13 protein-coding genes are annotated in these 13,306 nt (G+C 68.1%); 4 read left to right on the top strand and 9 right to left on the bottom strand.

Features of this window, described 5'->3' with window-relative positions:
- Positions 1-19: 19 nt before the first annotated feature.
- The 3 genes from ACFQVC_RS28285 to ACFQVC_RS28275 all read right to left on the bottom strand — a co-directional run bounded on the left by ACFQVC_RS28285 (position 20) and on the right by ACFQVC_RS28275 (position 3,331).
- Entirely contained in the window at positions 20-1,033 is a 1,014-nt protein-coding gene (locus tag ACFQVC_RS28285; protein WP_381835816.1) for a Gfo/Idh/MocA family protein, read from the bottom strand.
- Complete coding sequence (locus ACFQVC_RS28280; RefSeq protein WP_381835814.1) at positions 1,030-2,058, bottom strand: Gfo/Idh/MocA family protein; 1,029 nt, start codon at positions 2,056-2,058, stop codon at positions 1,030-1,032. The genes ACFQVC_RS28285 and ACFQVC_RS28280 overlap by 4 nt, the downstream gene beginning before the upstream one ends.
- A gap of 664 nt (positions 2,059-2,722) precedes the next feature.
- The gene (locus tag ACFQVC_RS28275; protein ID WP_381835813.1) at positions 2,723-3,331 is read right to left on the bottom strand and encodes an SGNH/GDSL hydrolase family protein; all 609 of its coding nucleotides are present in this window, start codon (positions 3,329-3,331) and stop codon (positions 2,723-2,725) included.
- A gap of 399 nt (positions 3,332-3,730) precedes the next feature.
- Between ACFQVC_RS28275 and ACFQVC_RS28270 the strand changes: the two genes are divergently transcribed.
- Entirely contained in the window at positions 3,731-4,921 is a 1,191-nt protein-coding gene (locus tag ACFQVC_RS28270) for an IS110 family RNA-guided transposase (protein ID WP_381835811.1), read from the top strand.
- A 48-nt stretch (positions 4,922-4,969) separates the two neighbouring features.
- Here ACFQVC_RS28270 and ACFQVC_RS28265 read toward each other — a convergent pair whose 3' ends face one another.
- Positions 4,970-5,407 (bottom strand): VOC family protein, encoded by a 438-nt coding sequence (locus tag ACFQVC_RS28265; protein WP_381835809.1) that lies wholly within the window; start codon positions 5,405-5,407, stop codon positions 4,970-4,972.
- A 276-nt stretch (positions 5,408-5,683) separates the two neighbouring features.
- Positions 5,684-6,580 (bottom strand): aminoglycoside phosphotransferase family protein, encoded by an 897-nt coding sequence (locus tag ACFQVC_RS28260; protein ID WP_381835807.1) that lies wholly within the window; start codon positions 6,578-6,580, stop codon positions 5,684-5,686.
- A 356-nt stretch (positions 6,581-6,936) separates the two neighbouring features.
- Here ACFQVC_RS28260 and ACFQVC_RS28255 point away from each other — a divergent pair, with 356 nt between their 5' ends.
- Positions 6,937-7,089 (top strand): hypothetical protein, encoded by a 153-nt coding sequence (locus tag ACFQVC_RS28255; protein WP_381835805.1) that lies wholly within the window; start codon positions 6,937-6,939, stop codon positions 7,087-7,089.
- Positions 7,090-7,234: 145 nt separating this feature from the next.
- Here ACFQVC_RS28255 and ACFQVC_RS28250 read toward each other — a convergent pair whose 3' ends face one another.
- Complete coding sequence (locus ACFQVC_RS28250; RefSeq protein WP_381835803.1) at positions 7,235-7,852, bottom strand: TetR/AcrR family transcriptional regulator; 618 nt, start codon at positions 7,850-7,852, stop codon at positions 7,235-7,237.
- A gap of 112 nt (positions 7,853-7,964) precedes the next feature.
- On the opposite strand from ACFQVC_RS28250, the gene ACFQVC_RS28245 reads away from it, so the two are divergent.
- Positions 7,965-8,876 (top strand): alpha/beta fold hydrolase, encoded by a 912-nt coding sequence (locus ACFQVC_RS28245; RefSeq protein ID WP_381835801.1) that lies wholly within the window; start codon positions 7,965-7,967, stop codon positions 8,874-8,876.
- A gap of 211 nt (positions 8,877-9,087) precedes the next feature.
- Here the strand turns inward: ACFQVC_RS28245 and ACFQVC_RS28240 are convergent, their stop codons facing one another.
- From ACFQVC_RS28240 to ACFQVC_RS28230, 3 genes are all read right to left on the bottom strand, one after another.
- Entirely contained in the window at positions 9,088-9,996 is a 909-nt protein-coding gene (locus ACFQVC_RS28240; RefSeq protein WP_381836079.1) for an NADP-dependent oxidoreductase, read from the bottom strand.
- Between the two features lie 293 nt (positions 9,997-10,289).
- Positions 10,290-12,038 carry a cation:proton antiporter gene (locus ACFQVC_RS28235; protein ID WP_381835799.1) on the bottom strand — a complete coding sequence of 583 codons (1,749 nt, stop codon included), beginning with the start codon at positions 12,036-12,038 and terminating at the stop codon, positions 10,290-10,292.
- Positions 12,029-12,226, bottom strand: a complete 198-nt coding sequence (locus ACFQVC_RS28230) for a hypothetical protein (RefSeq protein WP_381835797.1) — start codon at positions 12,224-12,226, stop codon at positions 12,029-12,031. Before ACFQVC_RS28230 ends, ACFQVC_RS28235 begins: the two co-directional genes overlap by 10 nt.
- Positions 12,227-12,553: 327 nt before the next feature.
- Here ACFQVC_RS28230 and ACFQVC_RS28225 point away from each other — a divergent pair, with 327 nt between their 5' ends.
- The gene (locus ACFQVC_RS28225; protein ID WP_381835795.1) at positions 12,554-13,117 is read left to right on the top strand and encodes a cysteine hydrolase family protein; all 564 of its coding nucleotides are present in this window, start codon (positions 12,554-12,556) and stop codon (positions 13,115-13,117) included.
- Positions 13,118-13,306: the final 189 nt, after the last annotated feature.

The raw sequence follows: 13,306 nt of genomic DNA, 5'->3' as shown, positions 1-13,306 counted from the left end.
AAGCCCTGCGCACGGGGCTTCAGCGGATGGCTGCGGGCTGGCCGCTGCGAAGCGACGCGTATCCCGCCAGGACGATCTTCAGCGAGCGCAGCGCCGACTCACCGTCGGCGAGGGGCACCACTCGCTCACCAGGACCGGACAGGAACGCCTTGAGCAGTTCCTCGTTCACGTCCGTTCCCCAGGGGATGTCCATCGGGCGATGATTCTTCTCGTCGAACCCGGAGACCAACTGCCCGAAGAAGTCCGCATCTACGGTGGCCTCCGCCCCGACCAGCTGCAGCTCGAGCCGGTCGCGCGAGACGGCGTGCAGCGGCTGGCTCCAGCTGCAGTCGACCGTGACCACGACACCGTTGTCGTAACGGATTACCACCAGACCCGCCGTGTCCACGGCCACGCTCTCGGCGTAGAGCAGATTGTTCGCCTGTGCGTACACCTCCACGGCGCGAGCGCCGTCGAACAGATCGTCCATCAGGTCGGCGACATGAACGGTGTGATCCATGAGCGCGCCACCGCCCGCGAGGTGAGGGTCCACGAACCAGCGCCGGACGTCCGCGGGGAGCCGCCCGTTGTTCGCCCCGGTCACCGACAGGACACGCCCCGTGCGACCGGAACGGACGGCGTCGCGCAGCGCGGCATACGCGGGACTGAACCGTACGGGATACGCCACCGCGAGCCGGACCCCGGCCGCCCGGCAGGCGTCGACCATGGCCGCACCATCCTCCGCCGTGGTGGCGAGGGGCTTCTCGCACAGCACGTCGGCGCCATGACGGGCAGCCATCTCGACGAGCTCCCGGTGGCGGGAGTTCTCGGCGGTGACGATCACCGCGTCCGGGCCCCAGGCGAACAACTCCGCATAGTCCTCGGCGTATGCCACTCCCAACTGCCCGGCCAAAGCCGCGCCACGCACTTCCCGCGGCCCGGCGCCGGTGATGTCGGGGTCGCTGGTCAACAGCTCGATTCCCGGCATGGCGCGCAGCAACTGGGCATAGCGCGCGGCGTGCGTATGGGCGAAGGAGAGCAGCCCGACCCTCATCGAGCACCCCCGGCCACGGTCACCGCGCGGTCGGTGCGCACCGACTCCCGTGCGGCGTCGGCGATCCGCAACGCCGCAAGACCATCGCGCGCGCCGACCCGGGGCGCGGGTCCTCCGGCCACGGCCACGGCGAACTCCCGGAGCTCATCAAGGTAAGGGCTGCGCGTCAACGGGTACTTGGGCGGAATCACCTCGCCCGGCCCGCCGGCTTCCGCCACCACGCGCACGGCCCGCGTCCGCTCGGAATCGTGCTGGAGCAGTCCGTGCGTACCGGCCAGACGGAACGTCGTACGGAACGGGTTGCCGGGCAGACCCCACACGCCCTGAACGTGACTGACCGCGCCCGAAGCGTGGGTGAGCACGGCCGTGGCACTCACCACAGGAGCGGCTTTTCCAGGTCCCCGGCGGCGCCCGAGCGGGACCGTCCCATCGTCGGCGTGCCGGATCTGGGCGTAGACCCGGTTCACGTCACCGGCCACCCAGCGTGCATAGTCGAAGTCATGGATCATCTGGTCCACGAGGATGCCGCCGGAGAGTTCGGGGTCCGAGAACCAGGGCTTCCACGTCGACGGGTTACGGCCGGAGCGTGAGAACCGCAGCACCGCGAGCTCACCGATGGCCCCCGCCGTCACCTTCTCGGCTGCGGCTGCGTACTCCGGGAAGTAGCGCACGACATGGCCGGGGAACAGATGCACACCGGCATGTTCGGCCGCGTCGATCATCTCCTCCGCGTCGCCGGCGTGGAGAGCGAGCGGCTTCTCGCACACGATGTGCCGCCCGGCCTTGGCGGACAGCAGGGCCAGTTCTTTGTGGGTGTGGCTCGGCGTGCAGATGTCGATCAGCTCGCAGCGGTCGAGGAGTTCGTCCACCGAGTCCACCGTGTCGACCTGGTGCGCCGCCGCCAGGGCTGCGGCGTTTCCGTCGTCGGAGCAGACGGTGACGCGAGCTCCGAGCTGACGCCAGCACGGGACATGAACACCCGCCATACTGCCGGCACCGATCACCCCCACGGACAGTCCCTGCATTCCATCACCTCTCGCGTACATATGGCACGTCGTCAATTGCCGTGCATGTACGGGGGTGTGTCGAGGGGTACGGAGCGGAGCAGGACTGCATACGGTGCCCCCCCCGTTTCCCCACTGCTGGTACCAGTGACCAGCCCCCCGTTGGCTGTGGCACACCTGTCCGCGAGGCAGAGAAATCGCGCGCATGGCGCGCATCGCTTGGGCGTGACTGGATGCCACTTTTGGTGCAGGAGAGGCTAGTGATGCGAATCCCGGTGATCGTCAACCCTACGGTTGACGACCATGCAAACCTCTGCGGTACCCCGGTCAACTGATGCGGTAGGCCAGTGAAGTTCCGCAAGGTGAGGGGCGGGGCGTCGCACAGGCAAGAGGCCGCAGCCTTGTGGAGGAGGGCGAGGTCAAACTCGCTTGTCTGGCCCGCCGGTTGGAACAGACACGGGAGTTGCGAGCGGGTGCGGATCGCCCGGAAGGCAGCGGCCGGTGTGATGCCCGCGCCCAGCCGGCAGCCGGGAATGGAGGCCGAGGTGCTGCCGCAGGTGCATCGGGCATCTTGAAGACACTGCCGGTCGCGAGTCTGATTCATCGAGGGGTGATCTTGATGGTCAGGGGACGCGCCAACCGCAACAGCGCACCGCAGGCCGGTTGAGAGCCTGCGCTTTCGTCTCTAGGGCAGCTCCAGTTCGCCCAGCCCCATGGTCCGCAGCGCCTGCTGGGCCATCTCCAGCTGCCCCACCGCATTCGGATGCGCCGGATCGTCCAGCCACCCGATCGGGTCCGTCGTCTCGTGCTGCGCAAGCCAATGGGACTCGTGGTCGACAAGCAGGGCGCCGGTCTCCGCCGCGATCTCCCGCACCGCCTGGCAGTACGCAGGCATCGCCGCACGCCGCTCACGACCGGAGAAACTGACGAGAGCCGGAGTGTGCAGCACGACCTGCGTGCCTGCCCCCACCCCCTGGACAATCTTCCGCATCGCCTCGTGGAAGGCCGACAGCCCGGCCTCACCGGCGAGGCAGTCATTGGTGCCGAGCGACACGGACAGCACATCCGGCTGGAAGCGCCCGATCAGCCACTCATGGTTCCCGAGCACGTCACCGGCGCTCCACCCGGATACCCCGGTATTGACCACGACATCGGTGAGTCGTCCCAGCTGCCATCGCACCCGCTCGTGCAGATGTTCAGCCCAGCCCCGTGCGCCATGGGTGTGCAGCACGCCTTGGGTGATGCTGTCCCCGGTCAGCACCCACGTCATGGGCTTGTCCGTCAGCCTGATCATTGTGTTCCCTCCCGCTGCGGTCGCCACGCGTCGTGGCTGAGCGCGGCGTCCTGACGGTGAGCCATGCTGCCCATCCAAGATCCCTCAGCGCAACGCCCGTGCGGGGTGGAGGCGGGCCGCCGGCAGGGCACGATAACGTCTCGATCGTTGCGGGTCGGATCACTCAAACTTCCCTACGTTGTTCTGCGGGACGTGGTGAGCCCTTCGTATGGTTCATTCACCCAGGGGCATCGGGTGTGGCTTTCAAACTTCTGCCGTCAGAGGCTTCCATCGATTGGCCGCCCGATGCCCCACGACGACTCGGCTGCCAATTAGGAATTGCGAATGATCGCCAAGTAGGGAATCGACAGCGAGGTCGTCCGTGGGAGGCACCAGCACCACACCGCACGGAGGCACCACATGGCCGCGATCTGGGCCGGCATCGACGCAGGCAAAGTCCACCATCACTGCGTCGCGATCGACGAGAGCGGCCGTCGGGTGCTGTCTCGACGCGTCGCCAACGACGAATCCGAACTGCTCGAACTCCTCGCCGACGTCCTGGCCCTGGGCGACGAGGTGATCTGGGGCATCGACCTGGCTGACGGCGGAGCCGCACTGGCCATCGCGCTCCTCCTCAACCACGACCAGCCGGTCCACTACATCTCCGGCCGGGCCATTCACCGCGCCTCCGAGAGCTACCGCGGAGAGGGCAAGACCGACGCCAAGGATGCTGCCGTCATCGCCGATCAGGTCCGCGTCCGCCGGGACCTGCACCCCTTATCCACCGGCGACGAGACCGTCACCGACCTCAAGCTCCTCACTGGCCGCCGCATGGACCTGGTCGCCGACCGCACCCGCACCGTCAACCGCCTCCGTGCCCAGTTCACCGGCATCTTCCCCGGCCTGGAGCGGGCCCTGGACCTCACCAACACCGGCCCGCTCACCCTGCTGACCGGCTATCAGACCCCCGCGGCCATTCGCCGGATCGGCGTCAAGCGGCTGGAGACCTGGCTGCGCAACCGCCACGTCGTCCGCCCCGATCGGCTCGCCGAAATCGCTGTCCAGGCCGCCGAACGGCAGCACACGAGCCTGCCCGGCGAGAAGCTGGCCGCCACGTTGGTGCACACGCTGGCGAAGGAAGTGATGAGCCTCAACCAGCAGGTCGCCGAGCTCGACAAGGCCATCGAGGCCCGATTTCGCGACCACCACACCTTCGAGGTGATCACCAGCATGCCCGGCCTGGGCGTCATCCTCGGCGCCGAGTTCCTCGCAGCCACTGGCGGTGACATGACTGTCTTCGGCACCGCCGACCGCCTCGCCGGCTTCGGCGGCGTCGCCCCGGTGCCCCGCGATTCCGGGAAACTGAGCGGGAACCTGCGCCGCCCGCAGCGATACAACCGCCGCCTCCAACGCGTCTTCTACACCTCGGCGTTGTTCAGCATCCGCCACTGCGAGGAATCCCGGCGCTTCTACGATCGCAAACGTGCCGAAGGCAAGCGCCATACCCAGGCTGTCCTGGCTCTCGCCCGCCGCCGCGTCAACGTCCTCTGGGCCCTCCTGCGCGACGGACGGCGCTACGAGCCAGCTCCGCCGGCAACGGCTGCTGCATAGGAAGGGATGCGACACGCTGCGCGCGGCCAGGTGGTCTGACCGACCCCGTCAAACCAGGCAAAACTCGTTACCTTCCGGGTCTGCCATCCACACGTGATCCGGCCTGCCCTGCAACTCGTACTCGCGGACCACGGTCGCGCCCGCAGCGGTCAACCGCTCCACCGCCTCGACCACGCGCGGCCAGCGCACCTCCCACGGGGTTTCACGGCCGCCACCAACTCGCACGTCGATATGCAGCCGGTTCTTCGCCACCTTCGGCTCCGGCACCTTCAGGAAGGACAAGGTGGGGCCCACGCCGTCCGGATCCGAGAGGTACGCCCCGTCATCCCACTCGTCCTCCGGAACCTCATGATGCGAGAACCACTCCTCCCAGCTCCCGAACCCTGCGGGCGCGGGCTTCTCCTCGTAGCCCAACGCCAGCGCCCAGAACGCGGCCAGCTTCCCCGGGTACGCGCAGTCGATCGTCAAGCTCCACTCGGTCCCCATGAGCCCTCCCCAGTCGGATGAACGGACTGTACCGCGCACCTCCGACACCTCCTGCCCGCTGCCTCAAGCGTGCGCCGCGGCTTGACGAACGGCATTAGGAATCGGCGGCACGCGCTCAAGGTTCGGTGGCACGGTGCTCCCCTGCGCCCGCTAGCAGGAGGTCCGTTGTCCTGCCTCAGCCGCTCTGTTCCCGTCGGTGCTGGTGCTGGTGCTGGTGCTGGTGTCGGTGAGGGAGGCAAGCGATCGTCTCCCTCACGCTCGACGACCGGGGCGACGTCACTCCATCGACTCCAGAATGCGGTCGAGTGTCCGACGCCCCATGCTGCTCATCGTCGGATTGCTCTCGACGTAGTACCAGACAACCCCCATCGCCTGTTGGAACGCCCACGCCTTGCCCCGCTCCCACTCCAGATCGTCACAGCCCAGGGTCCGTCGTAGCACTTCCCGCGGGCCTGACTGCAACAGGTGCCAGGCACTGACCAGATCCAGCGCGGGATCGGCCGGGCCGAAGCCGCCGGTGTCGAGTACGCCGCTGAGCCGCTCTCCCGCGACCAGCACATTGCCGGGGATCAAGTCACCATGGCTCATCACGTCGGCACCCGTGCGTGGCAACTCCCGAAAACGGCTCCACACTTGGCGCAGCCGGGGCACGTCGAGCAGAGACTCACTCTCCTCGAAGCACTTCGCCACCCAAGCATCGTGGTCAGCAAGAACGCCGCCACGCCCTTCGCCGCTGAAGAGCCGCCCCCGCGTCTCGGCCTCCCGCAGGGCTGCGATGAAGGCCGCAAGATCCCCGGCAAAAGCGTGCGACCCACTCGGATCGGCATGAAAGGCGACCGTTCCCGGCAGCCATGTCTGGACCGACCACGGCATGGGGTAAACCGCTCCAGGCTTTCCCAGGGCAACCGGCTCCGGGGCGGGGAACCGGGACACCTGCGCCAGCTCCGCGCTCGCCCGGGCTTCCTGCTCCAGGACCGCCAGCGCCTCACCGGCATCGGCCGGCCGCAGGGGGAAACGCGCGGAGAGGTCGTCCCCGATGCGGAAGATGGCGTTGACCGTCCCGGTCGACGACACGAGTCGGACCGCCTTGCCGCTCCACTGAGGGAACTGTTCCTGGATCAAAGTGGCCACCATCTCGGTGGTCACGTCCACTTGGTCATCGTGCATGGTCATCTCGCGCGGCCCCTTCCACTGGTCCAGAACACCGGAAGCAGACCGGATCAACTGAGACAACAGCCAGTATTCATACGCCAGGGCCCGGGGCAATTGAGATTTTCGGCAGCCCAGGTGTCTCAACCGTTCTGGTCGCCCCAGGTCACAACCGGGGCTTCGGACCAGACCACTTGAGACGGGACGCCACCCCCTCTGACCGCGCAGGGAGCAACGTGCCGCCGACCTTCGTCCACCGCATCACCAAGGTGAATGCTGTCCGGATTTCAGTCGTTGTTTCCTTCGCATGCCGAGTACCTCGGGATACATAAGGGAGCCGCCGAAACCGGTGGCGGCGCGGACACGTGAGGACTGCACCTATGAACGGTCAGACGGATCAGCGGCCCGTACTGCTGGTACTCATTGGTTGCGGCGCGGTGTACGCGGCCTATGAGCATCCTTCGGTCGGTGCCGCGCTCTTGGTGGGGGTCGGCGTGGTGACCCTGCTGCACATCCTGATGAAAGACCGGTGACCCGCGGCGTCTGCGCAGGTCGGACGGCGTGGCCAAGTGTGATGCTCAAGGTGACCAACCAGCAGGTTGTGACCGAGCTTCTGTGATGGCTGCGCCTTGGTAATGAGAATGGGGATCGGTACGACAGGGGGTATGCGGCCGCCCATCAACGAGCCGCATCACCGGTACGGAAGATTCGGTTCAGGTGGTGGTCCAGTACTGCGGTCGCGGACTCCGGGCTGCGCTGGCCGACGAGGATGCTGGTCCCGAGTCCCGCAGACATGGCAAGCAGGCCGGCTGCCTCCAACAGTGCGTCCACACCGGGCTCAAGCAGAGCTGCTTCTTGAGCCTGCTGGAGGAGTCCGGCCAAGGCATCTTCGGCGGCATCGGGGTTCTTGATGAAGGGCTGGGCTGCGAGTGCCCGGTCGTTCACGGCCAGAACGGCGTACGAAGTGTAGAGGTAATGGAAGGTGCGGCTCTCGTCGTCCGTCGGCAGCGCCGCCATCAGCAGCGCCTCGACCGTCGCGCGCGGACCGGGGCGATCGCCGGCGGCGCGGACACGGGCGGAGACCCGCTCCCCGAACCTCTCCGCCAGATGCTCGAGTCCGAAGAGCAGCAACTTCTCCTTGGTCTGGAAGTAGTACTGCACCAGGCGCAGCGATACACCCGCCTCCGCTGCCACGTCGCGCATCCCCACGGCATGCAGACCGCGCCGTCCGGCGACCCGGACGAGCGCCTCGGCGATCTCGGTGCGCCGTTCTGCGTGGTCCACGCGCTTGGGCATCGGCCGGTTCTCCGCTCGTCGTTCCTGCTACGGCCCCCATGGGCCTTGATGGTACAGCCGTATCAAGTTCGTGGTACGTTCGTACCACGAAAACGAGACGCCGGAGGTGGCCATGCCCGAGACCGTTGCCCGCACCCAGGCCGATGTCGGCCGTTATGTGAGCGAAGCCTGGCGGGAGCGCTACTTCACGGCCTGCGACGCGGTCTACGCGCTGGGAGCCCCCGCTCTCGCGGAAGAGGACGTGGAGACGTCCTTCGGCACCACACACGTCTACCGCTACGGCCCCGCGAACGAGGCCGCCCGATCTCGCACCCCGGTCGTCCTGGTGCACGGGGCGGGCTCCTGCTCCGCCATGTGGTATCCGAACACCCCGGATCTCAGCGCCGACCGGCCCGTCTACGCGGTCGACACCCCGGGCGATCCCGGCCGCAGCGTGCAGCACGAACCCATCCACCAGCCCGAACACGCCGCGCAGTGGCTGGATGAGACGCTCGCCGGACTCGGGCTCGACCGCGTCCACCTCGTCGGCTCCTCCTACGGTGGCTGGCTCGTCCTGAACCAGGCGCACCGCGCTCCGGGCCGCCTCGCCTCGGTCACCTTGCTCGACCCCGGCGGCCTGGAGAAAGTGGGGCTGCGCTTCTACGTCTGGATCTTCGCCAGCCTCTTCGCGACCTTCGCGCCCAAGGTGCTGCGCCCGCGGCTTGCGGCCTGGCTGGAGCAACCGGTCCTCGTCGTGCCGGAACTGCGCACGATGATCAGAACGGCCGTTCGCGCCTACCGCATACGCCGCCCAGCTCCGCTGCCCCTGACCGAGGAGGAGCTGTCCACCATCCGGACACCGCTCTATCTGCTGCTCGGCAAGCGAAGCCTCCTCGTCCACCCGCAGCGGCAGGCAGAGCGTGTGCCGCGCCTGATCCCCGGCACCCGAGCAGAGATCATCTCCCGTACGGGCCACGGGCCACAGATCGACCACGCGGAGGAGACCAACCGCAGGATGCTGAACTTCATGGCCTCCGCCGACTGACGACCGACCGCACCGACGGGACAGGACAGTGCCGGGCGGCCCGGCCAGAGCGAGCTGGTAGCGCCCGGACTGCGGAACCCCACCGTGCACACGGAGGCCACAGGCGGCGGTTGACGATCGACCTGCGGCCCAGCACAAAAGGTGAAGGCCCGGCCTGTTGCCGGGCCCTCCCCTCGCCTCCGGACCCGCCGCCGCGTTTGGGACAACCCGTCTACGAGCCGTTGGCCACCAGGACGAGCTTGCCGTGTACCCGCCCCTCTTCGCCGGCGCGGTGCGCCTCGGCAACCTCGGCCAGCGGAAACGTCTGCACGCTCGGCACCGAGAACCGTCCGGACTCGATCAACTCGCCGATTTCGCCCAGCACATGGAGCGCACGGCCGGAGTCTCCGCGGCTGAACCTCACCCCGTACTTCTCCGCGCCCGCGAAATCGGCGATCGTCACCACATGCTCCGGGCCGCCCGTCAGCTCGATCAGCTCGGGCAGGACGTCGCTCCCCGCGATGTCGAGCGCCAGGTCGACACCGTCGGGCGCGAGCGTACGCACCCGCCCGACGAGGCCCTCGCCGTAGGAGACGGGCTCGGCGCCCAGCGAGCGGAGGTAGTCGTGATTCGCTGGACTGGCCGTGCCGATCACGCGCGCTCCTCGGGCCACGGCGAACTGCACTGCGGCGCTGCCGATGTTTCCGGAGGCACCGCTGATGAGCAGCGTGCTGTCGCGCTCGACGCCGAGCTGGTCGAGCGCGCGCATGGCCGTCTCGATGGCGGCGGGCAGTGCGGCGGCGCCGGGGAAGTCGAGGGATGACGGGATCGGCGCATAGAAGGGCAGCACCGCCAGCTCGGCCTGTGCAGCCCCGTCGGTGCAGAAGCCGAATACGCGATCGCCGACGGCCACGTCCGTGACGCCCTCGCCGAGTTCGTCGACGATCCCGGCCGCCTCGTAGCCCAGAGTCTGCGGACGGTCCTGATCCATCAGGCCCTGGCGCTTCTTCCAGTCGCTCGCATTGACGCCCGCCGCCCGGACCGCGATCCGGACCTCACCGGGCCCCGGATGCGGATCGGGAAGCTCTACGACCTCAAGAACCTCCGGCCCTCCGAACCGGCTGAACTGCACTGCCTTCACCATTCGCTCCGATCGCCACGCAAGATGACGCGCTCACCGCGCCCCAGAGCAGTCTGCGTTCCGCCCGTCGGCGCCGCGCTGTGCGCCACGCGATCCCAGTACGCGAAGTGCCCCCGGAGAGGGACACGGCGTGTTCGGAATAACTCGTCCAGGCGTCAGTGCCTTCTCTTCCGCCTGCACCCGGTGGTGGTGCCGGTCCGCTGACGGGCACACCTTCACCGCCCTCGTGCACGAGGAACTCGACAGGCTCCGAGCCGCCATCACCCCACTCGGCTCGAAGCATGGTGAGTGGCTCATCTGTCGGACACGGCGTCGGTGATCTGCTGGAGGCGGGCTGTGTCGACGTCGAGCATGGTCTGGGCCTGATTCAAAACGGCGGAACCGTAAGTGCCCGTCGAGCGGGCAGCGAGGAGGCACTCGCTCTGCGCGGTCAGGACGCGCAGCCGCAACTGCAGGTACTGGTCGCGGCTGCCGACCTCCTCCTCGGTCAGGGGGCCTTCGGCGCCCTCGTCGTGCCGGCGGGGGCGCGATTCCGAGCGGACCTGGCTGACGGCCCGCTCCCCGAACGGCTTGCCGTCGCGGTCGGTGAGCTGAGGGTCGCCCAGGACGCTCTCGGCAGCCTGGGTCAGGTCGCCCAGCAGGCGGACGTACTCGCCGCGAACCCGGTCAGGGTCATCGGGCGGGATGCGCACGGAGCGGATCACCGCGGGCAGGGTCAGCCCCTGGAGCAGCAAGGTGGTGGTGGCCACCACGTAGGCGATCAGGATGAGTTGCGCACGGTCGGGGGTGTCGTCCGGCAGGGACTGGGCGGCCGCGAGGGTGATGGCGCCGCGCATGCCGGCCCAGGCCAGGACCACCCCGCCGCGCCAGCCGAGTGTCTCGTTGAGCCGGAACTCGACGTCGGCGGACACCTTGGTGACCCGTCGCTGCAGGCGGGCCTTCTTCTCGGGGGTGACGTTGCGCAGGCGCTCGTCCGGCTCAGTGCCGCCGGTGCCCCGGAGGCGGGCCTCAATCTGCTCGATACGCGGCTTGGCGGCGGCGGCCCGCTCCTGCTCACGGCGCATCCCGGCCACCAATGGTGCGACAAACACCACGCGCACGACGATGACGAGCGCGGCGGCCAGCAGACCGATCACCAGGGCGCGGCCGGCGCCCAGGCCGCTGTCGTGCACCTGGTCGATGAGCGTCTTCACACTCAGGCCCATGAGCAGGAACATCCCGCTCTCCAGCAGGAAGGCCAGGGTGCGCCAGTTCGTGGACTCGGCCAGACGGTCGGTGGCGCGCAGAAAGCGTGAACTCTGATGGCCCGTCACTACACCCGCGACCACCACCGCAAGCACGCCGGAGGCGCCGAGCTCCTCGGCGGGCAGATAGGCGACGAAGGGCACCACGAAGGAGATCGCGGTATTGAGCACCGCATCGCCCAGCAGCCCACGCACCCGCACGTTGACCATGCCGACGGCCACACCGATCGCGATCGCCACGACCACCGCGTACACGAACTCCCCGACGATGCCCCACAACGAGAACGTCCCGGCGATGGCGGCGACGGCCGAGCGCAACAACACCAGCGCGGAAGCATCGTTGACCAGACCCTCGCCCTCCAGGACGGTCAGCAGACGGCGCGGCAGTCCCAGGCGCCGACCCACCGAAGTGGCCGCCACCGCGTCCGTGGGGCTGATCACCGCCCCCAGCGCGAACGCGGCCGGCCAGCCGATCTCCGGCAACAGCCCATGGAACAGCCAACCCGCGCCGAGTGTGGAGACGACCACCAGCAGCACCGCGAGACCGCTGATGGGCTTGAGATTGCGGCGGAAGTCGACCACGGGCATGTTGACGGCCGCCGAGTAGAGCAGCGGCGGCAGCACCCCGCCCAGGATCCACTCGGGCTCGATCTCCGGATGCGGAACGCCCGGGATGAAGCTCAGAGCGATCCCCACAACCACCAGGCTCAACGGAGCGGCAAGACCGAGACGCTCGGAGAACACGGCGACGGCGACGATGCTGACGACCCCGATCACGGCGACCAACGTCAGTTCCATGTACACGCCCCCGGACCCGCGTCCTGACGAACGGGCCATGCGACCAGCCCGGCGACCTGGTCGACGGCCTTGACCAGAGCCTCGACAAGGAACGCAGGAATCCTGCCGGTAGACGATGCCGCCACCACGTGGGTGCCAATGGGCATACCCCAAGTGGCGGCCGGCGCCGCGGTGGCCAGTTTGTCCATGACCGAATTCTCGACGCTGCCTCCCGCGTCTGACCGCCCGCGCGCCGGGCGGTACAACGGGTTCGTACGAATGAGGGGCTGTCGCTCAAGGGCTGTGTCCATGCCCGGCACACCTCGGTGCCCGGGCCTGCGGCAGCTGACAGTTGGCAACGGGATGAATACACCGAGTCAGCGCTGCTGATGAAAACGACACCGGCCATGAGCGGGCTGCGGCGCGACGCCGATGAGGACCTCCGCAAGCTGATGAGGATCTCCGAAATCTCCACCACGGCCTGGTTGATCCACCAGACTTGCCCTTGATTTCTCAACAAAGAAGGGATGGCATACGTGGCGAAGAGCGCACTTCTGGTGATGGACGTCCAACGGGACGTCGTGGCCATCGCCGACGACGGTTCCGGATATCTGCCGCGCTTGCGCAGGGCGATCGACGGCGCCCGGGCTGCCGATATACCCGTGATCTACGTGGTAATGCGGTTACGGCCGGACGATCCGGAAGTCAGCCCCCGCAACAAGGTGATGACAAACGTCCTGCAGGCCGGACTGTTCACCGAAGGAGCCCCTGGAACCGAAATTCATGACGATGTCGCGCCGCAGCAGGGCGACGTGGTGGTCACCAAGAGGCGGGGGAGCGCGTTCTCGGGCAGCGACCTCGACTTGGTCCTCAGGGCTCGCGACATCGACAGCCTGGTTCTCACCGGCATCGCCACCAGCGCTGTAGTGCTGTCCACTCTGTGGCGCGCCATCGACCTGGACTTCGGCCTCACCGTCCTGGCGGATGCCTGCCTCGACACCGACCCCGAGGTGCACCGGATGCTCACCGAGAAGCTGTTCCCGCAGTGGGCAGATGTCGTCGCCGTCGAGGACTGGCTCAAAGCCATCGCACCGCAATAGCCGTGCGCGTCCGGACCCTCGCGTGCGGGGCGAAACGGCCTCGCCTCCCGCCGGCCGGGCGTTTTGCCGCGACGCCGCGTGCCGGCGAGATCCTGGTCCGCACGGGTACCCGCAGCAGAGGATCTGACCCTGCTGCGCACACTGACCAGGGGAGCCCACAGGCGCCTGGTGCCAACTGTTGACCCGGCG

The organism is Streptomyces monticola (assembly GCF_042665355.1).
Classification (GTDB): Bacteria; Actinomycetota; Actinomycetes; order Streptomycetales; family Streptomycetaceae; genus Streptomyces; species Streptomyces monticola.
The sequence above is the reverse complement of the archived record's forward strand: the minus strand, read 5'-3'. Positions and strand labels throughout refer to the sequence as shown.

Excerpts from the sequence above, each read along its gene's own strand:
- ACFQVC_RS28285 (WP_381835816.1), bottom strand. The coding sequence starts at position 1,033 with ATGAGGGTCGGGCTGCTCTCCTTCGCCCATACGCACGCCGCGCGCTAT.
- ACFQVC_RS28250 (WP_381835803.1), bottom strand. The coding sequence starts at position 7,852 with ATGCCCAAGCGCGTGGACCACGCAGAACGGCGCACCGAGATCGCCGAG.
- ACFQVC_RS28245 (WP_381835801.1), top strand. The coding sequence starts at position 7,965 with ATGCCCGAGACCGTTGCCCGCACCCAGGCCGATGTCGGCCGTTATGTG.
- ACFQVC_RS28280 (WP_381835814.1), bottom strand. The coding sequence starts at position 2,058 with ATGCAGGGACTGTCCGTGGGGGTGATCGGTGCCGGCAGTATGGCGGGT.
- ACFQVC_RS28235 (WP_381835799.1), bottom strand. The coding sequence starts at position 12,038 with ATGGAACTGACGTTGGTCGCCGTGATCGGGGTCGTCAGCATCGTCGCC.
- ACFQVC_RS28275 (WP_381835813.1), bottom strand. The coding sequence starts at position 3,331 with ATGATCAGGCTGACGGACAAGCCCATGACGTGGGTGCTGACCGGGGAC.
- ACFQVC_RS28255 (WP_381835805.1), top strand. The coding sequence starts at position 6,937 with ATGAACGGTCAGACGGATCAGCGGCCCGTACTGCTGGTACTCATTGGT.
- ACFQVC_RS28270 (WP_381835811.1), top strand. The coding sequence starts at position 3,731 with ATGGCCGCGATCTGGGCCGGCATCGACGCAGGCAAAGTCCACCATCAC.
- ACFQVC_RS28260 (WP_381835807.1), bottom strand. The coding sequence starts at position 6,580 with ATGACCATGCACGATGACCAAGTGGACGTGACCACCGAGATGGTGGCC.
- ACFQVC_RS28230 (WP_381835797.1), bottom strand. The coding sequence starts at position 12,226 with ATGGACAAACTGGCCACCGCGGCGCCGGCCGCCACTTGGGGTATGCCC.
- ACFQVC_RS28265 (WP_381835809.1), bottom strand. The coding sequence starts at position 5,407 with ATGGGGACCGAGTGGAGCTTGACGATCGACTGCGCGTACCCGGGGAAG.